Genomic DNA, 19,543 nt, shown 5'->3' with positions numbered 1-19,543 from the left:
GCCATCCCGCAGTTTCAGATCGGAAAAGCTCCCGCGATGAACAGGAACTACCTCTTCCTCTTTCTGTTCAGCATCGTCATGACCGTCAGTGGGCTGGCCAGCCTGCCGCCGGTGGATCGCGATGAATCCCGCTTCGTGCAGGCGACCAAGCAGATGGTCGAGACGGGCGACTACGTCGATATCCGCCTGCAGGACGTCACGCGCTACAAGAAACCGATCGGCATCTACTGGCTGCAGTCGGCGGCGGTCGCGTTGAGCGGCGAGGGGGCCGCGGCGCCGATCTGGGTCTATCGCCTGGTCTCGATGCTGGGCATCGCGCTGGCCGTCGTCGGCGTCGGTTGGACCGGGACAAAGCTCTTCGGCGCCAATGCCGGGCTGGCCGCCGGCCTGATGATGGCGGCGATCTTCGCCACCGCCTTCGAGGGGCGCGACGCCAAGACCGACGCGATGCTGCTCGCCTGTTGCGTGGCGGCGCAAGGCGCGCTGGCACAGGTCTATTGGGCGGCAAAGCGCAACGAGCCGGTACCCGGGCATCTGCCCTGGATCTTCTGGATCGCGCAGGGGTTGGGCATCCTCATCAAGGGACCTGTCTCGCCACTGCTATCCCTGCTCACGGCCGCGGCGCTCATTGCCTTCGACCGCGACTGGCGCTGGCTGCTCAAGATGAAGCTGGTGCGCGGCGTCCTGATCGTGCTCGTGATCGTGCTGCCATGGATCGTCCTCATCAGCTGGAAGAGCGGCGGTGCCTTCTTCCAGGAAGCGGTCGGCAAGGACATGCTGAACAAGGTGGCGCAGGGCGAGGAATCGCACGGCCTGCCGCCCGGCTTCTACATGCTGACCTATTCGCTGTTCATGTGGCCCTTCGGGCTGATCGCGGTCGGCGCCGGGCTGCAGGCCATCAACCGTTTTTGGGACGATCCGCGCCTGCGCTTCTGCCTCGCCTGGTACATTCCGTTCTGGCTGGTGTTCGAGGCGATCCCGACCAAGCTGCCGCACTATGTGATGCCGGCTTATCCGGGCATGGCGCTTTTGATCGGCTGGCTGCTCACCTTGCCGGCGGACCAGGCCAATGCGCCGCTCAAGCGCTGGCAGACATGGCTTTGGTGGGCGACCGCCTTCGGCCTTGCCGTTGTGGCGATCGGCCTTGCCGTGGTCTGCGTCGGCGCGCCGCTTTATCTCACCAAGACCTTCTCCTGGTGGAGCATTCCGGCGGCGATCGCCGCTCTGGTCACCGGCTATCTGGCCTTCCCGCGGCAATTGCAGGTGCCGCTTGGCCGCATCGCCGCGATCGCGGTCGGCGCCGGCATCACCTTCAGCCTGCTGTTCGGCGTCATTGCACCGTCGCTGAAACCGATCTGGCTCAGCCCCGCCGTCAAAGCCGCCGTCGACGCCAACCGTCCTTGCGACACCTCCGTGCTTGCCTCGGCGAAATTCCAGGAGCCGAGCCTGGTTTTCCTGGTCGGCACCAAGACCGTGCTGACCGACGTCGAGGGGGTAGCGCGGCATCTGCTGGCCGATCCATCCTGCGCGCTTGGGCTGGCGGCGATCAAGGACGAGCAGAAGCTTGCCAATGTGCTGACCGCCCAGGGCAAGTCGGCGAAGCGGCTGACCGAGATCGACGGCATCAACTATTCGTCAGGAGACAGACTGTCGCTCGGGCTTTATCGGGTGGCGCCGTGAACAATAGCGTCGGGCATCGAATGTCCCTATGAGCACGCGCTAAAGCCATGTCCGCCGCGCCCCTTGCCCTTTACCGCCGCTCGGTCGGCAATTTCCGCGACACGATGTCGATCGTGAAACGACGCTTTGCCGTGCGCCCGACGCGTTATCCGCGAATTTTGTGGGGTGTCTGGCTGCTGGCCTGGCTGCTGCTCATCGTGGCGGTTTTCCTGCGCCTTGACGCCAGCGCCGGCGAGATGCGCGGCGAATGGTCACCCGGCTTCGTGCGCTTCACCGATTTCTTCACGCAATTCGGCCTGGGCGGCTGGTATCTCATTCCGGCGGCGCTCTGCCTCGTCGCCGCCAACCTGACGGACTGGCGTGGCCTGTCGAGGGACGGGCGGATGCTTGTCTATAACTGGACGTGTTTCGCCTTCCTGGTGCTTTGCGCGGTCGGCCTGTCCGGCCTTGCCGTCAACGTGCTGAAATACGGCATCGGCCGGGCCCGGCCGCTTTACTTCGACAGTTTCGGCGTGCTGTCGCTGCATCCCTTCGCCATGGACGCGCGCTTTGCCGGCTTTCCGTCCGGCCATGCCACGACGATGGGCGCGGTGTTCGGCATCCTGCTGCTGCTGTTCCCGCGGCGCTGGACTATCGCGCTGGCGGTCACGGCCTGCATCGCCTCGACACGCGTCTTCGTCGGCGCGCACTATCCAAGCGACACGGTTGCGGGCTTCGGCCTCGGGCTGGCGTTTGCAGTGATCTCGGGGCTGGTGTTCGCCCGGCTCGGCTTCATCTTCGGCCAAACGAGATCGAAGCTGCCCGTGCGCAAGCGCACATTCCGACTGCGGCCGTCCAGCGCGCGGAGAGGCGGGGTTTCAACGGCAGGCCCGGTCAAGGCCAACTGACCGAACCCAAAGCCTGGGCTCTCGCAATGTTTCGTGCCTAGCGCAGGCGCTTCGGCCTCGGATCGGCCAGCTCGCCCGCCAGTCGCCGGTCGAGATAGTCGGAACATTCCTGAATGAGCAGTTCGGAATCGTTGGCGAAGAAGTGGTTGGCGCCGGGAATCGTCTTCTGCGTGATGGTGATGCCCTTCTGGGTGTGCAGTTTGTCGACCAGCCCCTGCACGTCCTTCGGCGGCGCCACCTTGTCGGCATCGCCATGGATGATGAGGCCGGACGACGGGCAGGGCGCCAGGAACGAGAAATCATAAGTGTTGGGCTGCGGCGCGACCGAGATGAAACCTTCGATTTCCGGACGGCGCATCAAAAGCTGCATGCCGATCCACGATCCGAAGGAATAGCCGGCCACCCAGCAGCTCTTGGAATCCGGATGCAGCGACTGCACCCAGTCGAGCGCGGCGGCGGCGTCCGACAATTCGCCGGTGCCATGGTCGAACTCGCCCTGGCTGCGGCCGATGCCGCGGAAATTGAAGCGCAGCGTGGTGAAATCGCGCTTCTGGAACATGTAGAAGAGGTCGTAGACGATCTTGTTGTTCATCGTGCCGCCGAACTGCGGGTGGGGGTGAAGCACGATGGCGATCGGGGCGCTCTTTTCCTTCGAGGGCTGATAGCGTCCCTCCAGGCGACCGGCCGGACCGGCGAAAATGACCTCAGGCATAAAATACTCCACGTGGCATATGAATGCGCTAGTCCGGAACTCTTCTGGCCTCTCCCGAGGCCCCACACCTTCTGTGGCCTTGACGCCGGGCGAGCGTCTTCCTAGAAGCTAGTTTAGAATTGTTCAAAACTGGGAGGCCGAAACCCGATGGTTCGGCCGCCCGCGCCGCAAGCCGCGTAAATAGGACGGCTTGCCTTGCAATTTCAAGGAAATAACGCGCTATCCTCGCGGGATAGTTGGCGAAAGGACGAACCGAGCGAAAATGGCCGCAACCCGCGCCTATCTCGACTACAATGCCAGCGCGCCGCTCCTTGCGGAAGCGCGCGCGGCAATGGTCGCCGCGCTCGATGCCGCCAACCCCTCATCGGTCCACACCGAGGGCCGCGCCTCGCGCCGGCTGGTCGAGGACGCGCGCCGCGACATGGCGCGGCTGGCCAATGCCAGGCCCGAGCATGTCGTCTTCACCTCCGGCGCCACCGAAGCCGCCTCGACGCTGCTTACGCCCGACTGGCAGATGGGGCGCGGCGCGATCCGCATGAGCCACCTCTATGTCTCGGCGGCCGACCATCCCTGCATCCTGAATGGCGGGCGGTTTTCGCCGGCGCAAGTGACGAAGATCGGCGTCGACCGGAACGGCATTGCCGATATCGAGGCGCTTTCTGCCGCGCTTGCCGCGCATGACAAGGCCGCCGGGCTGCCGCTGGTGGCGATCCACGCCGCCAACAACGAGACCGGCGTCGTCCAGCCGGTCGGGCGCATCGGCGAAACCGTCAAGGCCGCCGGCGGCGTGCTGGTTATCGACGCCGTGCAGGCGGGCGGGCGGATTCCACTCGATATGTCAGCCCCTTATGCCGACTACCTGATCCTGTCGTCGCACAAGATCGGTGGGCCCAAGGGCGTCGGTGCGATCGTTGCCGCGTCCGATTTGATGATGCCGCGGCCGCTGATCAATGGCGGCGGCCAGGAGAAGGGCCATCGCGCCGGCACGGAAAACGTCGCCGGGATCGTCGGTTTCGGCGCAGCCGCGCGGGTTGCCCTTGCAGGCCTGGACGATGTCGATGCCGTTTCGCGGCGCCGCGATGAGATTGAAGCCATCGTGACCGAACTGGCGCCGGACGCGGAAATCTTCGGAAATGGCGCTCCCAGGCTTGCCAACACGACATTCTTCGCTATTCCCGGCATCAAGGCCGAGACGGCGCAGATCGCTTTCGATCTCGCCGGCGTCGCGTTGTCGGCGGGCTCGGCCTGCTCGTCGGGAAAAGTCGGGCCAAGCCATGTGCTGAAGGCGATGGGCCACGGCGACAGCCTGGGCGCGTTGCGGGTCTCGATCGGTCGGGCGACCGGCGCCGAGGATATCGAGGCCTTCCGGACAGCACTGGCCGGCATCGTCGCCCGCCGCGCGGGCAAGGAAGAAGCCGCCTGAGGACGGCGGAGCATCGGAACGAGAAACGCCTTGCGGCGCTCGGATTTCCGCTGCTCGAAAGCGAATTCAGGCTTAAGGGCCTGGTAGAGCCGTGCGTTTTGTCCTGGCCGGGTGAATTTCCGGCCGACACGCACTATATGGAACTTACTCCGCTGCGAGTCCCTCCGTGGGACGCGATTTCGGCGGTGCCATAGTTTGAAAACTGCCGGGCCTTGACCCCGGCGTGGATGGAGAACGCTTATGCCTGCTGTGCAGGAGACGATCGATCGGGTTCGAAAGATCGACGTCGACCAGTATAAATACGGATTCCAGACAGAGATCGAGATGGACAAGGCCCCCAAGGGCCTGAGCGAAGACATCATTCGCTTCATCTCGGCCAAGAAGGACGAGCCGGACTGGATGCTCGAATGGCGTCTGGGGGCCTATCGTCGCTGGCTGACGCTGGAAGAGCCGACCTGGGCGCGCGTCCACTATCCGAAGATCGATTTCCAGGACATCCACTACTACGCCGCGCCGAAGAGCACGCCGGGACCGAAGTCGCTGAGCGAAGTCGATCCCGAATTGCTCAAGGTCTACGAGAAGCTCGGCATCCCGCTCAAGGAGCAGGAGATTCTGGCCGGCGTGCAGAAGACCGCAGCTGTCGACGTGGAAGAAGACGAGATTGGCGACAACGTCTACAAATCCGGGCGCGTCGCGGTCGACGCCGTGTTCGATTCCGTTTCGGTTGTCACCACCTTCAAGAAGGAGCTGGCGCAGGCCGGCGTCATCTTCTGCTCGATCTCGGAAGCGATCCGCGAGCATCCGGAACTGGTCAAGAAGTATCTGGGTTCGGTCGTGCCGACCTCGGACAATTTCTACGCGACGCTGAATTCGGCCGTGTTCACTGACGGCTCGTTCGTCTTCGTGCCCAAGGGCGTTCGCTGCCCGATGGAGCTGTCGACCTATTTCCGCATCAACGAGAAGAACACCGGCCAGTTCGAGCGCACGCTGATCATCGCCGAGGAAGGGGCTTACGTCTCCTATCTCGAAGGCTGCACGGCGCCGCAGCGCGACGAGAACCAGCTGCACGCGGCGGTGGTCGAGCTGATCGCGCTCGACGATGCCGAGATCAAATATTCGACTGTGCAGAACTGGTACCCCGGCGACGCCGAGGGCAAGGGCGGCATCTACAATTTCGTCACCAAGCGCGGCGACTGCCGCGGCGACCGTTCGAAGATATCGTGGACGCAGGTCGAGACCGGCTCGGCCATCACCTGGAAATATCCGAGCTGCATCCTGCGCGGCGACGATTCCAGCGGCGAATTCTATTCGATCGCGGTGTCGAACGGCTACCAGCAGGTCGATAGCGGCACCAAGATGATCCATCTCGGCAAGAACACGTCCAGCCGCATCATCTCCAAGGGCATCGCCGCCGGCTTCTCGCAAAACACCTATCGCGGCCAGGTCTCGGCGCATCGCAAGGCGGCTAATGCGCGCAATTTCACCAATTGCGATTCGCTACTGATCGGCGACCAGTGCGGCGCGCACACCGTGCCTTACATGGAAGCCAAGAATTCGACGGCGCAGTTCGAGCACGAGGCGACGACGTCGAAAATCTCCGAGGACCAGAAGTTCTACGTCATGCAGCGCGGCATCCCCGAAGAAGAGGCGATCGCGCTGATCGTCAACGGCTTCGTCAAGGACGTCATCCAGCAGCTGCCGATGGAGTTCGCCGTAGAGGCGCAGAAGCTGATCGGCATCAGCCTCGAAGGCAGTGTCGGATGAGCGCAGAGAAATGGTTCAGGCCGAAGCGCCTCGGCTATGGCGCGACGCCCGACAACTGGAAGGGCTGGGCCTTCGTAGTCACCTGGATCCTGATTGCTGTTGCGCTGTCGATTGGTCTGATCAATCTCGGTGCCTCGGCCTGGCTGATCGTCCTCATCGTCGTTGCCCTGACGGGCGCAATCATCCCGCTCATCAAGGCCAAGACGGACGGGGACTGGCGCTTGCGTTGGCATTGAATTTGAACGGAATTTTCTTGGAACGGAACGAAAATGCTTGAGATCAAGAACCTTCACGCCCGCATCGTCGACGACGGCACCGAGATCATCCGCGGCCTGAACCTGACGGTCAAAGCCGGCGAGGTCGCCGCCATCATGGGACCGAACGGCTCGGGCAAATCGACGCTGTCCTATATTCTCGCCGGCCGCGAGGACTACGAGGTCACAGAAGGCGACATCCTCTATAACGGCCAGTCGATCCTCGAAATGGATCCGGCCGAGCGCGCTACCGCCGGCATCTTCCTCGCCTTCCAGTATCCGATGGAGATACCGGGCGTCGCGACCATGGAATTCCTGAAAGTGGCGATGAACGAGCAGCGCAAGGCGCGCGGCGAGGAACCGCTGAAAATCCCGGAATTCCTGAAGCGCGTGAAGGATGCCGCCGCCTCGCTCAACATGGACATGGCGATGCTGAAGCGGCCGCTCAATGTCGGCTTCTCCGGCGGCGAGAAGAAGCGCGCCGAGATCCTGCAGATGAAGCTGCTTGAGCCGAAGCTTTGCGTGCTCGACGAGACCGATTCCGGCCTCGACATCGATGCGCTGAAGATCGTCTCGGACGGTGTCAACGCGCTGCGTTCGGCGGACCGCGCCATCGTCGTCATCACCCACTATCAGCGCTTGCTTGAGCACATCGTGCCGGACTCGGTGCACGTGCTCTACAAGGGCCAGGTCATCAAGTCGGGCGACAAGTCGCTGGCGCTCGATCTCGAGGCCAACGGTTATGCCGGCGTGATCGGCGAAGCGGCGTGAGATGGCAGTCGAGGCAAGAGCCATGAACATGCATGCACAGCCCCAAAGGACATTGGCTGAGACGGCGCTGATCGATGCCTTTGGCGAGCGGCTGTCGCTGCTGCCCGGCGACGGCGCGGTGATGGTCAAGCGCGACGACGCGATCGAGGCGATCAAGCACGGCCTGCCGACGCGCCGCGTCGAATCCTGGCACTATACGGACCTGCGCCGGCTGCTCACTTCGGTGCCGGCGTTCGAGACAGACGCCGTCGTCAAGGCGCTCGCTCCAATTCTCGAAGGGTCCGCGGTTCTGCCGGTTCTGAACGGCGTCGCGCAGTCGAAGCTGCCGGATATCGAAGGCGTCGCGGTGCAGCGCCTGTCGGAGAAGCTGACCGATGGCAGCGTGGCTCCGGGACTGGACCCCTACGGCAGCGACGACGCCATCGGTGCGCTCAACACCGCTTTCGTCGCCGACGGCTATTTCGTCGATATCGCCGACGGTGTGGAACTGGAGAAGCCGGTCGAATTGCAGAACCTGCAGGCCGGCGGCCAGTCGCATGTGCGGCTCTTGGCGCGTGTCGGCGCCGGCGCCAAGGCGATTGTCGTCGAGCGCCAGACGGGCGAAGGCGACGAGGCGCTCGTCTCTTCGGTCAGCCAGATCGTGGTCGGCGACGGCGCGGAAGTGGCCTGGCTGATCGTGCAGGAGCAGCCCGATACGGCCACGCATCTAGCCCAGTTCAAGGCGCATATCGGCAAGGATGCCAGGCTGACGCTGTTCGTGATGAACGCCGGCGGCAAGCTCGTTCGCCAGGAGATCGTCGTCAGGACGACGGGCGAAGGCGCGGACTTCAAATTGCGCGGCATCAACCTTCTGGCCGGCGACACCCATACCGACACCACCATGGTGCTCGACCACGCCGTGCCGCACACGACCTCGACGGAAGTGATCCGCAATGTCGTGACCGGCAAGGCGCGCGGCGTCTTCCAGGGCCGCATCAACGTGCATCAATACGCGCAGAAGACCAACGCCAAGATGGCCTGCAACACGCTGCTTCTGTCGGACGACGGCGAGTTCTCGACCAAGCCGGAGCTGGAGATCTTCGCCGACGACGTCGTCTGCGGCCATGGCGCGACGGTCACCGAGATCGACCACAACCATCTGTTCTACCTGATGGCGCGCGGCATCGACGAGAAGTCGGCGCGGGGGCTTCTGGTGAAGGCATTCGTGGCCGAAGTGATCGAGGAACTGGACGACGAGGCGCTGGTCGAAGCACTGGAAGCGCGGCTCGACGGCTGGTTTTCGACGCACGGATAGCGCCTGACCTTCTCCCCTTGTGGGAGAAGGTGGCCGAGCGAAGCTCGGTCGGGTGAGGGGCGTTGGAAGGATCTCGGCTTCGACCGACAAGGACTTTCGAAATGGACCAGAAGATCGAAACCACCCCCTACGACGTCGAGGCGATCCGCCGCGATTTCCCGATCCTGTCGCGCCAGGTCTACGGCAAGCCGCTGGTCTACCTCGACAACGGCGCCTCGGCGCAGAAGCCGCAGGTGGTGCTCGACACGATCCAGCACGCCTATTCACAGGAATACGCCAACGTCCATCGCGGCCTGCATTTCCTCTCCAATGCCGCGACCGATGCCTATGAGAATGCTCGCAAGTCGGTGCAGCGTTTTCTCAATGCGCCGAGCACCGACAACATCGTCTTCACCTCCAACACCACCTCGGCGATCAACACGGTCGCCTATGGCTGGGGCATGCCGAGGATCGGCGAGGGTGACGAGATCGTGCTTTCGATCATGGAGCACCACTCCAACATCGTGCCTTGGCATTTCATCCGCGAGCGGCAGGGCGCCAAGCTGGTCTGGGTGCCGGTCGACGATCTCGGCGCCTTCCACATCGAGGAATTCGAGAAACGGCTGACCGGCCGCACCAAGCTGGTCGCCATCACGCAGATGTCGAATGCGCTGGGCACGGTGACGCCGATCAAGGAGATCGTGCGCATCGCGCATGCGCGCGGCATTCCGGTCCTCGTCGACGGCAGCCAGAGCGCGGTGCACATGCCGATCGACGTGCAGGACCTCGATTGCGATTTCTTCGTCTTCACGGGACACAAGGTCTACGGCCCGTCGGGCATCGGCGTGCTCTACGGCAAGAAGGACAGGCTGGAAGAGATGCGGCCCTTCATGGGCGGCGGCGAGATGATCGAGGAGGTGACGGAAGACATCGTCACCTATAACGAGCCGCCGCATCGCTTCGAGGCAGGCACGCCGCCGATCGTGCAGGCGATCGGGCTGGGTGCGGCGCTCGACTACATGGAAAAAATCGGCCGCGAGCGCATCGCAGCCCATGAGGCGGATCTGAAGACCTACGCGCATGAGCGGCTGCGCGCTATCAATTCGCTGCGCATCTTCGGCGACGCGCCTGGCAAAGGCGCCATCATCTCGTTCGAATTGCAAGGTATCCATGCGCATGACGTGTCGATGGTGATCGACCGGCAAGGTGTTGCTGTCCGCGCGGGCACGCATTGTGCCCAGCCACTGTTGAAACGCTTTGGCGTAACCTCCACATGCAGGGCATCGTTCGGCATGTATAATACCAGGGCCGAAGTGGATGCCTTGGCCGAGGCGCTGGAAAAGGCGCGAAAGTTCTTCGGGTGACGATGATGGACGACGTGAGCGCGACCGCAGAGACTCTTTCGGAAACGGCTGGCAACGGCATCGTCTCGGCCTCGGCAATCCCGGCCGACGAGCTGGCGCGGTTGACCGACGACATCGTCTCGGCGCTGAAGACGGTCTACGACCCGGAAATCCCGGCCGACATCTATGAGCTCGGCCTCGTCTACAAGATCGACATCGAGGACGATCGTTCGGTCAAGATCGACATGACGCTGACCGCGCCCGGCTGTCCGGTCGCAGGCGAAATGCCTGGATGGGTCGAGAACGCCGTCGGGGCGGTCGAGGGCGTGTCCGGAGTCGAGGTCAAGATGACGTTCGATCCACCATGGACGCCGGATCGCATGTCGGAAGAGGCGCAGGTGGCGGTCGGCTGGTATTGAGCTTGACTTGCACGCTAGGTGAAACTTCACCATCTTAAGGGCAGACTCATTCCGCGGGCCTTGAACCCGCGCGAACGTGGAGAATGATATGGGACGCTTCGCCGTCATCACGATGACCGAAAAGGCCGCCGATCGGGTGCGCGAGATCGTCGCCACACGCGAAGGTGCGCATGGCATCCGGCTCGGTATCCAGAAGGGCGGCTGCGCCGGCATGGAATACACGGTCGACCTGGTGACCGAGCCGAACCCCAAGGACGACCATATCGAACGCGACGGCGCGCATGTCTATGTCGCGCCGGAAGCGGCGTTGTTCCTGTTCGGCACCGAGATGGATTTCGAGCAGACGACGCTGCGCACCGGCTTCACCTTCAGGAATCCGAACCAGAGCTCGGCCTGCGGCTGCGGCGAGTCGGTCGAACTGAAGCCAGCCGACCTCAAGGCGCTGGCAGAAGCACGGGCTTCGGCTTAGGTTTTACCTTCGCCCCGTTTACGGGGAGAAGGTGGCCTGAAGGGCCGGATGAGGGGTAAGCCTATCTCTCCGAAGCCGGCGCTGCACCTCATCTGCCTGCCGGCGTTCGTTGTTCGAAAAGCCAAGCAATTGGGCTTTTCGTCCGCTACGCGGACCACGCCTCACCTCCCCGTAAACGGGGCGAAGAGAGCTAATCCACCCACATCTTCATTCGCTTGTGCCAATCGGCGATCGATTCTTCCGGATAGACGTCGAACGCCTTGTCCTTCTTGCCGATATTCGGCTCGACCCAGTTCGCCTTGTATTTCAGCATCAGATGCACCTTTTCCAGTGGCGTCGGCAGGTCGCTGTCGATCGCCGAGGCGAAGGGGTGAACGAGGTCCGGCCAGGTTGGGTCGTAAAGCCACAGCGCCGCGCCGCATTTCCTGCAGAAATTGCGTTCGCCGGTCGAGACCTCGCAATGCGGATGCTCGTCATCCTCGATCTCGGCGCGGTAGACGCCGAGGTTGCGTTTGCCCCTGATATCAAGTGTCTCGTGGTCGGCACCGAGATTGATGGCGAAACCGCCGCCGCCCTGCTGCTTGCGGCAGATCGAGCAGTAGCAGAGCATGAACGGCACCGGCGTGTGGCTTTCCACCTCGAAGCGGACGGCGCCGCAGCGGCAGGAGCCTTTGAGCAGGACGGGCATGGCGCGATCTCCGTTTTCCGATCTCAACCTGTCAGCATGCTTTTGGTTGCGGCGATGACAAGGCCCATGCCGGATGAGATGATCGCGGCATGGATGGCATGGATAATGTCCGCCTTGAAGAATTGTTCGAAAGCCTTGGGCCGATAGGCATCCGAAAACTGTTCGGCGGCAAGGGCATCTATTGCGACGGCGTCATCGTCGCGGTCGTCGTGCGCGGCGAATTGCTGCTCAAGGCCGACGAAGAGAGCATCCCCGACTTCGAAGCCGCCGGCTGCAAGCAATGGACCTATGCAGGCTCGCGGCACGGCAAGGAGGTGGCGATGCCATACTGGAGCGTTCCCGACGAGGCTTTCGACGACCCCGACGAAATGGCGGTATGGGCGCGGCGCGCTTATGAGGCGGCGCGAAGGGCGGGGAGATAATTTTCGAGGGCGTTGTGACGGCTTTTTGGAGATGCCGAGGACAGCACCCCTCCCTGTCCTGCCGGACATCTCCCCCGCAAGGGGGGAGATTGACCCTCGCCACGACTTTCGCCAATCGCCGACGTTGCAAGAAGAATGCCGGCGGCCAAGCTGCTAATCTCCCCCTCGCGGAGGAGATGGCCGGCAGGCCAGAGGGGGTGACGGAACGCGGCGTTCGCTTTTGGCTATCGCTGCCGGTAGTTGAGTGTTCCGCGCCTACAACGCCTTCGCAATCTCCGCCGCCAGCCGCGCGTTGTTCTCGACCAGCGCGATGTTGGTCTTCAGGCTGCGGCCGCCGGTCAGCTCCAGGATCTTCGACAAAAGGAAGGGCGTCACCGCCTTGCCGGTGACGTTCTGGGCTTCGGCGGCCTTCTGCGCGGCTTCGATATAGCCGGCCATTTCGTCGGCCGGGATCTCGTCGTTCCGCGGCACCGGATTGGCGATCAGGATGCCGCCGCCGAGGCCCAGCGCCTGCCGCGTGCGATAGAAATGCGCGATGTCCTCAGGCGCATCGAGCGTCAGCGGCGCGCGGAAGGGCGATTGCCTGGACCAGAAGGCGGGCATCGTCTCGCAGCCATGGCCGATCACCGGCACGCCGCGCGTCTCCAGCACTTCCAGCGTCTTTTCGATGTCGAGGATCGCCTTGGCGCCGGCAGAGACAACGATGACCGGTGTGCGCGCCAGTTCGTCGAGATCGGCCGAGATGTCGAAGCTCTTTTCGGCGCCTTTGTGGACGCCGCCTATGCCGCCCGTGGCGAAGACCTTTATGCCCGCCATGTGCGCGGCGATCATGGTGGCCGCCACGGTGGTGCCGCCGGTGCGCTTTTGAGCGACGGCAAAGCCGAGATCGGCGCGCGACAGCTTCATGGCGTCGCCGGTCATGGCAAGCGATTCGCGTTCGCCGTCGGACAGGCCGATCTTGATGCGGCCGTCGACCACGGCGATCGTCGCAGGCATCGCGCCGCCATCGATGATGATCTGTTCGACCTTGGCGGCCATCGCGCCATTGTCGGGGTAGGGCATGCCGTGGGTGATGATGGTGCTTTCCAGCGCCACCACCGGCCGGCCGGCGGCAAGCGCCTCCGCCACGGGCGGGTGGATGTCGACGAAAGGGCGGGCGGTGTCGGGCGTCATGGCTGTCTCCGGTCAGGAGGAAGTGGATGTCTGGTGGCCCTATGCCACCTCCCGCGCCTCCGGCACAAGGCCAAGCGCCTGCATGAAGTTGCCCGCGGTGAAGGACGGCACGGCCTCCGGGCTCTCGATGGCCAGCATCGCCGCGGCAAGGCCTTCGCGCAGCGCGGCACGCAGCGGCAGGCCGCGCAGCAAGGCGGCGACCGTTGCGCCGGTCAAGGCGTCGCCGGCTCCGGTCACGTCGGCAATCTTGCGCGGCGCTGGTGGATCGATCTCGAAGATGCCGGTGTCGTCGAAGCCCAGAACCGAGGCGCTGCCGGACGTGACCACGCCGGCATTCAGGCCGGCCCGCCTGAGCGCGTCGACAAGGGTTTCGCCGGATAGCTCGGCGCCGGCCAACGCGGCGGCTTCGCGGCGGTTCATGAAAAGCAGCGACAGGTCGTCGAGCAGCGGCGCAAGGCGCACGACCTTGGCCGGCGAGACGGCGATGGCGAAGACCGGCCGGCCACCGGCAAGCGCTACCATGCGCTCCAGCGCCGCCGTCGGCAGGTTGGCGTCGCACAGGATGGCGTCGGCCGCGGCTATCGCCTCGCGCACCTTGGAACGCCTCATCTGTTTGGGGAAGGCAAGATCGTAGAGCGCCATGTCGGCTAGCCCGACGATCAGCTCACCTTCGGCGTCGATCAACGCCGTGTAGCTCGGCGTCGTGCGGTCGAGGAACACCACGGAGAGGTCCGCTATTCCGGCGTTGTCGATCGCCAAGGCGACGGTGTCGGCCGCGGCGTCGCCGCCGCGCACCGATACCAGCGAGGCCGACACGCCGCGCTTGACCACGCTGCGCAGCGCGTTGAAAACCACGCCGCCGACGTCCTCGCGCATGATGCCGGGATTCGAAGCGGCGGGCACATAGGCGCCCGAGACCTGGCCGCGCCGGTCGATATGGGCTCCGCCCAGCGCCAGGATTGTTGGGGATGTCGGCATGCGGATATGGTAACCTTGGTTGATGGTTGGCTGCGCACACTAGGTTTCTGCGCGTCGCCCCGCAATCGGCGCCGCGATTCGGGATATGCGGATATCAAATCTCTTCTGGACCAGTGGTTCTGGTTGGCTCAAGCCCTGGTGGCACAAATAAAGAACATAGCCAGATATTGATTGTTTTTCAGCTGCTTGCTCCCTTGCCAAATGAGAACAAAAAAGGTACAAAACAAGCAGGGATCACGGATTGTCCGGCCTTCATTGACGACCAAGGGGTGATGTATCATGGCTCAGAATTCTTTGCGGCTTGTAGAGGATAAGGCAGTGGACAAATCAAAGGCTCTGGACGCGGCGCTGTCGCAAATCGAGCGCGCTTTCGGCAAGGGCTCGATCATGCGGCTCGGCGCCAACGAGCAGGTGGTCGAGATCGAAACCGTGCCGACCGGCTCGCTCGGCCTCGACATCGCGCTCGGCGTCGGCGGCCTGCCGCGCGGCCGCATCATCGAGATTTACGGTCCGGAAAGCTCGGGCAAGACGACGCTGGCGCTGCACACGGTGGCGGAAGCCCAGAAGAAGGGCGGTATCTGCGCCTTCGTCGATGCCGAGCACGCGCTCGATCCGGTTTATGCCCGCAAGCTTGGCGTCGACCTCGAGAACCTTTTGATCTCGCAGCCCGACACCGGCGAGCAGGCGCTGGAAATCTGCGACACGCTGGTGCGCTCGGGCGCCATCGACGTGCTGGTCGTCGACTCGGTGGCGGCACTGACGCCGCGCGCTGAAATCGAAGGCGAGATGGGCGATTCGCTGCCCGGTCTTCAGGCTCGCCTGATGAGCCAGGCGCTGCGCAAGCTGACCGCCTCGATCTCGCGCTCCAACACAATGGTCATCTTCATCAACCAGATCCGCATGAAGATCGGCGTCATGTTCGGCTCGCCCGAGACGACCACCGGCGGCAACGCGCTGAAATTCTACGCCTCGGTGCGCCTCGACATCCGCCGCATCGGCTCGGTCAAGGACCGCGACGAGGTCGTCGGCAACCAGACCCGCGTCAAGGTGGTGAAGAACAAGCTGGCCCCGCCCTTCAAGGTGGTCGAGTTCGACATCATGTATGGCGAGGGCGTGTCGAAGACCGGCGAACTGATCGATCTCGGCGTCAAGGCCGGCGTCATCGAGAAGTCGGGTGCCTGGTTCTCCTACAATTCGCAGCGCCTCGGCCAGGGCCGCGAGAACGCAAAACTGTTCCTGCGCGACAATCCCGATACGGCGCGTGAGGTCGAACTTGCATTGCGCCAGAATGCCGGGCTGATCGCCGAGAAATTCCTCGAGAATGGCGGCTCCGAAGGCGGCGACGACGGTTTCGAGGACGAAGCCGGCGCCTTGTAGGGCCGGTTCGTTCCAGGAAGACCACGCAGCAGTTTCCTGTTCGGGACTGGGCGAAAGCTATTCGTCGGCTTAGTCGGAGTTCGGCCACAATCCTTGTTTATCGGCTTATGCTTATGTAACCGAGTTCTTGAGTATTGCGTACCCGAACCGCCGGCCTTCGCGCCGGCGGTTTTGCATTTTGCGGGCCGCGCCGGGCCGTCGCTCGCCGGCGGATTGACCTAACTCCGTGTTTCTGGACAGGCTCAAGAGCTACGGCTAAAAGGCCAATCTATCTTCTAAGCACCAAAGCCCATTTGCCGCCGGCAACGCCGGCGGTTCTCGCGAAAAGGCAGTACGCAATGAGTGGCGTGAACGACATCCGGTCGACATTTCTCGACTACTTCCGCAAGGAGGGCCACGAGATCGTCGCCTCCAGCCCGCTGGTGCCGCGCAACGATCCGACGCTGATGTTCACCAACGCCGGCATGGTGCAGTTCAAGAACGTCTTCACCGGCCTGGAGAAGCGTCCCTATTCGCGAGCGTCCACCGCGCAGAAGAGCGTGCGTGCCGGCGGCAAGCACAACGACCTCGACAATGTCGGCTACACCGCGCGCCATCTCACCTTCTTCGAGATGCTCGGCAATTTCTCGTTCGGCGACTATTTCAAGGAGCGCGCAATCGAGCTTGCCTGGAACCTGATCACCAAGGGTTTCGGCCTGAAGAAGGACAAGCTGCTCGTCACCGTCTATCACACCGACGACGAGGCGGCCGGTTACTGGAAGAAGATCGCCGGCTTCTCCGACGACCGCATCATCCGCATCCCGACCTCGGACAATTTCTGGGCGATGGGCGACACCGGCCCGTGCGGTCCGTGCTCGGAAATCTTCATCGATCGCGGCGAGCATATCTGGGGCGGCCCGCCCGGCAGCCCGGAAGAGGACGGCGACCGGTTCCTGGAATTCTGGAATCTGGTGTTCATGCAGTATGAGCAGGTGACGAAGGAAGAGCGCATCGACCTGCCGCGTCCCTCGATCGACACCGGCATGGGCCTGGAGCGCATGGCCTCCATCCTGCAGGGCGTCGAAAGCGTCTTCGAGACCGACCTGTTCAGGCATTTGATCGACGCGGCGTCCTCGGCGCTAGGCCAGGGGCCGAACCAGGAGAACGTGGGATCGTACCGCGTCATCGCGGATCATCTGCGCTCGTCCTCGTTCCTGGTGGCAGATGGCGTGCTGCCGTCGAATGAGGGACGCGGCTATGTGCTGCGCCGCATCATGCGCCGTGCCATGCGCCATGCGCAGCTGCTTGGCGCCAAGGAGCCGCTGATGTGGCAGCTGGTGCCGGCGCTGGTGCGCGAGATGGGCCAGGCCTATCCCGAGCTCGTGCGCGGCGAGGCGCTGATCACCGAAACCTTGAAGCTCGAGGAAACGCGCTTCCGCAAGACGCTGGTGCGCGGCCTCGGACTGCTTTCGGACGCCACCGAGACGCTGCATGCCGGCGACATGCTGGATGGCGAGACGGCCTTCAAGCTCTACGACACTTATGGCTTCCCGCTGGACCTGACGCAGGATGCGCTGCGCCAGCGCAGCATCTCGGTCGATATCGCCGGCTTCACCGACGCGATGGAGCGGCAGAAGGCCGAGGCGCGCGCGCATTGGACGGGCTCGGGCGAGGCCGCGACCGAGACGGTATGGTTCTCGGTGCGCGAAAAGACCGGCGCGACCGAATTCCTCGGCTATGAGACCGAGCAAGCGGAAGGCATCGTCCAGGCCCTGGTCAAGGACGGCAAGACCATCGACAGCGCGAGCCAGGGCGATGCGGTCGCCTTGGTCGTCAACCAGACGCCGTTCTACGGCGAATCCGGCGGCCAGATGGGTGACACCGGTGTGATTTCCGGGGAGGGTTTTTCAATCGAGGTCTCGGACACGCAGAAGAAGGCCGATGGTTTGTTCGTGCATCTCGGCAAGGTGGCTAAAGGCACGGTCAAGACGGGTGATGCCGTCGAGCTGAAGGTCGATCATGCCCGCCGCTCGAGGCTGCGCGCCAACCACTCCGCGACGCATCTCATCCACGAGGCGCTGCGCGAGGTGCTAGGCACCCATGTCGCGCAGAAGGGCTCGCTGGTGGCGCCCGACCGGCTGCGCTTCGACATCTCGCACAACAAGCCGATCTCGGCCGATGAGCTCGAGGAGGTCGAGCGCATGGCCAACGAGATCGTCGTGCAGAACAGTCCGGTGACGACGCGGTTGATGTCGGTCGACGATGCGATCGCCGAGGGCGCCATGGCGCTGTTCGGCGAGAAATACGGCGATGAGGTGCGCGTCGTGTCGATGGGCACCGGCCTGCATGGCGCCAAGGCCAATCGGCCCTATTCCGTCGAGCTTTGCGGCGGCACGCATGTGAGGTCGACCGGCGATATCGGCCTGGTGCGCATCCTGTCGGACAGCGCGGTGGCGGCAGGCGTGCGCCGCATCGAGGCGCTGACCGGCGAGGCGGCGCGCAGGCATCTGGACGAACAGGACAGACGGCTGAAAGCCGCGGCGGCGACCTTGAAGATCTCGCCGGCCGACGTGCCGTTGCGCGTCGAGGCGTTACTCGAAGAACGCAAAAAGCTCGAAAAGGAGCTTTCCGAGGCGCGCAAGAAACTGGCGCTGGGCGGCGGCTCGGCCGTTGCCGATGCTCCGGCCGCGAACGAGACCGTCGCAGGCGTGGGCTTCCTCGGCAAGGCGGTCACCGGCGTGGCGCCGAAGGACCTGAAGCCGCTGGCGGATGCCGGCAAGAAGACGCTCGGCTCCGGCGTCGTCGTCTTTGTCGGCGCGGGCGAGGACAACAAGGCAAGCGTGGTCGTCGGCGTCACCGACGATCTCACCGGCCGCTTCAGCGCCGTCGATCTCGTGCGCGTCGCCTCCGCCGCGCTCGGCGGGCAGGGCGGCGGCGGCCGCCCCGATATGGCGCAGGCCGGCGGCCCCGATGCGTCGAAGGCCAATGATGCCATTGCGGCGGTGAAGGCGGCGCTGGAAGCGGCGTGACGGTCGGGGCGATCGGCTGTAGCTCAGGCCGGCTCCCAACTCTCCGAGGGCTGCGCTGCCCCTCATCTGGCTGCCGCCATCTTCTCCCCGTTGAACGGGGAGAAGGGCGCTGTCAACGCGGCTTTCGCCAATCGCCAGCGTTGGAGAGATGGCGCGGCGCCACGCCCAGCCTCTTTCTCCCCGTTTACGGGGAGAAATGCCCGGCAGGGCAATGAGGGGCAGCGCCGACGCTGAAAGGCTTGCTCTAATTATGCGGTCTTTTCCGTGCGCGCAAAGCTCTTCCGCTCGGTGACCCGCCCATACCAATCCTGGATATCTGCAAACCGCGCCAGCAGCTCGCGTCCTTCCGCAACCTTGACGAAATAAGCGATGATCGGCGCCGCATGCAGGTCGGCCAGCGTCAGCTGGTCGCCAAGCAGCCACGGTCCGTCTGCCTTCAGCGAGGTCAACACCTTGAGCACCGTCTCGGCCTGGCGCAGGCCGCAGGCAATCACGTTCTCATCCGGCTCCGCCTTCTCCAGCCGCTCAACGGCAACGTCCCAGACCATGGCGCGATAACCATAGGCGTCGAGCATGCCGATGATCTGACCCATCCTGGCGCGGCCGCGCGCGTCGGTCGGCTGCAACATCGGACCCTCGAAGGTTTCGTCGACATAGTGCGCGATCGCACCCGTCTCGAACAGACGGAAGCCGTCATGCTCGAAGGCCGGGATGCGACCGAACGGATGATGCTCCAGATACCAGGCCGGAATGCCTTCGGCGGCAAAGATGTCGATCGGCACCAGCTCGTAGCCGATGCCCTTCTCCTCCAGCGCCATCCGCGCGATGCGCACATAGACGCTGTAGTCGGCGCCGTAGAGGGTCGGTTTTGTCATTCGGCCCGGCCCTCCGCTATGGCTACG

The 19,543-nt window shown here is 63.9% G+C and carries 18 protein-coding genes; 13 read left to right on the top strand and 5 right to left on the bottom strand.

Features of this window, described 5'->3' with window-relative positions:
- Window positions 1–36: 36 nt before the first annotated feature.
- Together FJ957_RS08450 and FJ957_RS08445 are read left to right on the top strand one after the other, a co-directional pair.
- A complete protein-coding gene (locus FJ957_RS08450) occupies window positions 37–1,680 on the top strand; it encodes a glycosyltransferase family 39 protein (protein ID WP_140830408.1) in 1,644 nt (547 codons plus the stop codon).
- Window positions 1,681–1,727: 47 nt separating this feature from the next.
- Complete coding sequence (locus tag FJ957_RS08445) at window positions 1,728–2,567, top strand: phosphatase PAP2 family protein (RefSeq protein ID WP_181180525.1); 840 nt, start codon at window positions 1,728–1,730, stop codon at window positions 2,565–2,567.
- A 37-nt stretch (window positions 2,568–2,604) separates the two neighbouring features.
- Here FJ957_RS08445 and FJ957_RS08440 read toward each other — a convergent pair whose 3' ends face one another.
- Window positions 2,605–3,279: an alpha/beta hydrolase gene (locus FJ957_RS08440; RefSeq protein ID WP_140830407.1), complete on the bottom strand. Its 675-nt coding sequence runs from the start codon at window positions 3,277–3,279 to the stop codon at window positions 2,605–2,607.
- A 262-nt stretch (window positions 3,280–3,541) separates the two neighbouring features.
- Between FJ957_RS08440 and FJ957_RS08435 the strand changes: the two genes are divergently transcribed.
- The 8 genes from FJ957_RS08435 (at window position 3,542) to sufA (ending at window position 10,995) form a co-directional block, all read left to right on the top strand.
- On the top strand, window positions 3,542–4,702 hold the full coding sequence (locus tag FJ957_RS08435; protein WP_140830405.1) for a cysteine desulfurase family protein: 1,161 nt from the start codon (window positions 3,542–3,544) through the stop codon (window positions 4,700–4,702).
- 240 nt (window positions 4,703–4,942) lie between these two features.
- Window positions 4,943–6,466 (top strand): Fe-S cluster assembly protein SufB, encoded by a 1,524-nt coding sequence (gene sufB, locus FJ957_RS08430; protein WP_140830403.1) that lies wholly within the window; start codon window positions 4,943–4,945, stop codon window positions 6,464–6,466.
- Window positions 6,463–6,702: a hypothetical protein gene (locus tag FJ957_RS08425; protein WP_140830401.1), complete on the top strand. Its 240-nt coding sequence runs from the start codon at window positions 6,463–6,465 to the stop codon at window positions 6,700–6,702. Before sufB ends, FJ957_RS08425 begins: the two co-directional genes overlap by 4 nt.
- Window positions 6,703–6,735: 33 nt before the next feature.
- Window positions 6,736–7,491 carry a Fe-S cluster assembly ATPase SufC gene (sufC, locus tag FJ957_RS08420; RefSeq protein ID WP_140830399.1) on the top strand — a complete coding sequence of 252 codons (756 nt, stop codon included), beginning with the start codon at window positions 6,736–6,738 and terminating at the stop codon, window positions 7,489–7,491.
- A gap of 22 nt (window positions 7,492–7,513) precedes the next feature.
- Window positions 7,514–8,785, top strand: a complete 1,272-nt coding sequence (gene sufD / locus FJ957_RS08415; RefSeq protein WP_140830398.1) for a Fe-S cluster assembly protein SufD — start codon at window positions 7,514–7,516, stop codon at window positions 8,783–8,785.
- Between the two features lie 101 nt (window positions 8,786–8,886).
- Window positions 8,887–10,128, top strand: a complete 1,242-nt coding sequence (locus FJ957_RS08410) for a cysteine desulfurase (protein WP_140830396.1) — start codon at window positions 8,887–8,889, stop codon at window positions 10,126–10,128.
- A 5-nt stretch (window positions 10,129–10,133) separates the two neighbouring features.
- Window positions 10,134–10,526, top strand: a complete 393-nt coding sequence (locus tag FJ957_RS08405) for an SUF system Fe-S cluster assembly protein (protein WP_140830394.1) — start codon at window positions 10,134–10,136, stop codon at window positions 10,524–10,526.
- Between the two features lie 88 nt (window positions 10,527–10,614).
- Window positions 10,615–10,995, top strand: coding sequence for a Fe-S cluster assembly scaffold SufA (gene sufA / locus FJ957_RS08400; protein ID WP_140830392.1), 381 nt, complete (start codon window positions 10,615–10,617; stop codon window positions 10,993–10,995).
- Between the two features lie 190 nt (window positions 10,996–11,185).
- On the opposite strand, the gene FJ957_RS08395 is transcribed toward sufA, so the two are convergent.
- On the bottom strand, window positions 11,186–11,683 hold the full coding sequence (locus FJ957_RS08395) for a GFA family protein (RefSeq protein ID WP_140830390.1): 498 nt from the start codon (window positions 11,681–11,683) through the stop codon (window positions 11,186–11,188).
- A 98-nt stretch (window positions 11,684–11,781) separates the two neighbouring features.
- Between FJ957_RS08395 and FJ957_RS08390 the strand changes: the two genes are divergently transcribed.
- Window positions 11,782–12,105, top strand: coding sequence for a TfoX/Sxy family protein (locus FJ957_RS08390; protein WP_140830874.1), 324 nt, complete (start codon window positions 11,782–11,784; stop codon window positions 12,103–12,105).
- A gap of 255 nt (window positions 12,106–12,360) precedes the next feature.
- On the opposite strand, the gene FJ957_RS08380 is transcribed toward FJ957_RS08390, so the two are convergent.
- A complete protein-coding gene (locus FJ957_RS08380; protein ID WP_140830388.1) occupies window positions 12,361–13,278 on the bottom strand; it encodes a pseudouridine-5'-phosphate glycosidase in 918 nt (305 codons plus the stop codon).
- A 39-nt stretch (window positions 13,279–13,317) separates the two neighbouring features.
- A complete protein-coding gene (locus FJ957_RS08375) occupies window positions 13,318–14,256 on the bottom strand; it encodes a carbohydrate kinase family protein (RefSeq protein ID WP_140830386.1) in 939 nt (312 codons plus the stop codon).
- Between the two features lie 279 nt (window positions 14,257–14,535).
- On the opposite strand from FJ957_RS08375, the gene recA reads away from it, so the two are divergent.
- The gene (gene recA, locus FJ957_RS08370; protein ID WP_095765184.1) at window positions 14,536–15,633 is read left to right on the top strand and encodes a recombinase RecA; all 1,098 of its coding nucleotides are present in this window, start codon (window positions 14,536–14,538) and stop codon (window positions 15,631–15,633) included.
- Between the two features lie 338 nt (window positions 15,634–15,971).
- Entirely contained in the window at window positions 15,972–18,641 is a 2,670-nt protein-coding gene (gene alaS / locus FJ957_RS08365; protein WP_140830385.1) for an alanine--tRNA ligase, read from the top strand.
- Between the two features lie 248 nt (window positions 18,642–18,889).
- On the opposite strand, the gene FJ957_RS08360 is transcribed toward alaS, so the two are convergent.
- A complete protein-coding gene (locus tag FJ957_RS08360; RefSeq protein WP_140830383.1) occupies window positions 18,890–19,516 on the bottom strand; it encodes a glutathione S-transferase family protein in 627 nt (208 codons plus the stop codon).
- Window positions 19,517–19,543 lie beyond the last annotated feature (27 nt).

Origin of the sequence: Mesorhizobium sp. B2-4-6 (assembly GCF_006442775.1) — a bacterium.
Classification (GTDB): domain Bacteria; phylum Pseudomonadota; class Alphaproteobacteria; order Rhizobiales; family Rhizobiaceae; genus Mesorhizobium.
The sequence above is the reverse complement of the archived record's forward strand: the minus strand, read 5'-3'. Positions and strand labels throughout refer to the sequence as shown.

Excerpts from the sequence above, each read along its gene's own strand:
- recA (WP_095765184.1), top strand. The coding sequence starts at position 14,536 with ATGGCTCAGAATTCTTTGCGGCTTGTAGAGGATAAGGCAGTGGACAAA.
- FJ957_RS08380 (WP_140830388.1), bottom strand. The coding sequence starts at position 13,278 with ATGACGCCCGACACCGCCCGCCCTTTCGTCGACATCCACCCGCCCGTG.
- FJ957_RS08360 (WP_140830383.1), bottom strand. The coding sequence starts at position 19,516 with ATGACAAAACCGACCCTCTACGGCGCCGACTACAGCGTCTATGTGCGC.
- FJ957_RS08395 (WP_140830390.1), bottom strand. The coding sequence starts at position 11,683 with ATGCCCGTCCTGCTCAAAGGCTCCTGCCGCTGCGGCGCCGTCCGCTTC.
- sufB (WP_140830403.1), top strand. The coding sequence starts at position 4,943 with ATGCCTGCTGTGCAGGAGACGATCGATCGGGTTCGAAAGATCGACGTC.
- FJ957_RS08375 (WP_140830386.1), bottom strand. The coding sequence starts at position 14,256 with ATGCCGACATCCCCAACAATCCTGGCGCTGGGCGGAGCCCATATCGAC.
- sufD (WP_140830398.1), top strand. The coding sequence starts at position 7,514 with ATGAACATGCATGCACAGCCCCAAAGGACATTGGCTGAGACGGCGCTG.
- FJ957_RS08440 (WP_140830407.1), bottom strand. The coding sequence starts at position 3,279 with ATGCCTGAGGTCATTTTCGCCGGTCCGGCCGGTCGCCTGGAGGGACGC.
- FJ957_RS08450 (WP_140830408.1), top strand. The coding sequence starts at position 37 with ATGAACAGGAACTACCTCTTCCTCTTTCTGTTCAGCATCGTCATGACC.
- FJ957_RS08405 (WP_140830394.1), top strand. The coding sequence starts at position 10,134 with ATGGACGACGTGAGCGCGACCGCAGAGACTCTTTCGGAAACGGCTGGC.
- FJ957_RS08435 (WP_140830405.1), top strand. The coding sequence starts at position 3,542 with ATGGCCGCAACCCGCGCCTATCTCGACTACAATGCCAGCGCGCCGCTC.
- sufA (WP_140830392.1), top strand. The coding sequence starts at position 10,615 with ATGGGACGCTTCGCCGTCATCACGATGACCGAAAAGGCCGCCGATCGG.
- alaS (WP_140830385.1), top strand. The coding sequence starts at position 15,972 with ATGAGTGGCGTGAACGACATCCGGTCGACATTTCTCGACTACTTCCGC.
- FJ957_RS08445 (WP_181180525.1), top strand. The coding sequence starts at position 1,728 with ATGTCCGCCGCGCCCCTTGCCCTTTACCGCCGCTCGGTCGGCAATTTC.
- FJ957_RS08410 (WP_140830396.1), top strand. The coding sequence starts at position 8,887 with ATGGACCAGAAGATCGAAACCACCCCCTACGACGTCGAGGCGATCCGC.
- FJ957_RS08390 (WP_140830874.1), top strand. The coding sequence starts at position 11,782 with ATGGATAATGTCCGCCTTGAAGAATTGTTCGAAAGCCTTGGGCCGATA.
- sufC (WP_140830399.1), top strand. The coding sequence starts at position 6,736 with ATGCTTGAGATCAAGAACCTTCACGCCCGCATCGTCGACGACGGCACC.
- FJ957_RS08425 (WP_140830401.1), top strand. The coding sequence starts at position 6,463 with ATGAGCGCAGAGAAATGGTTCAGGCCGAAGCGCCTCGGCTATGGCGCG.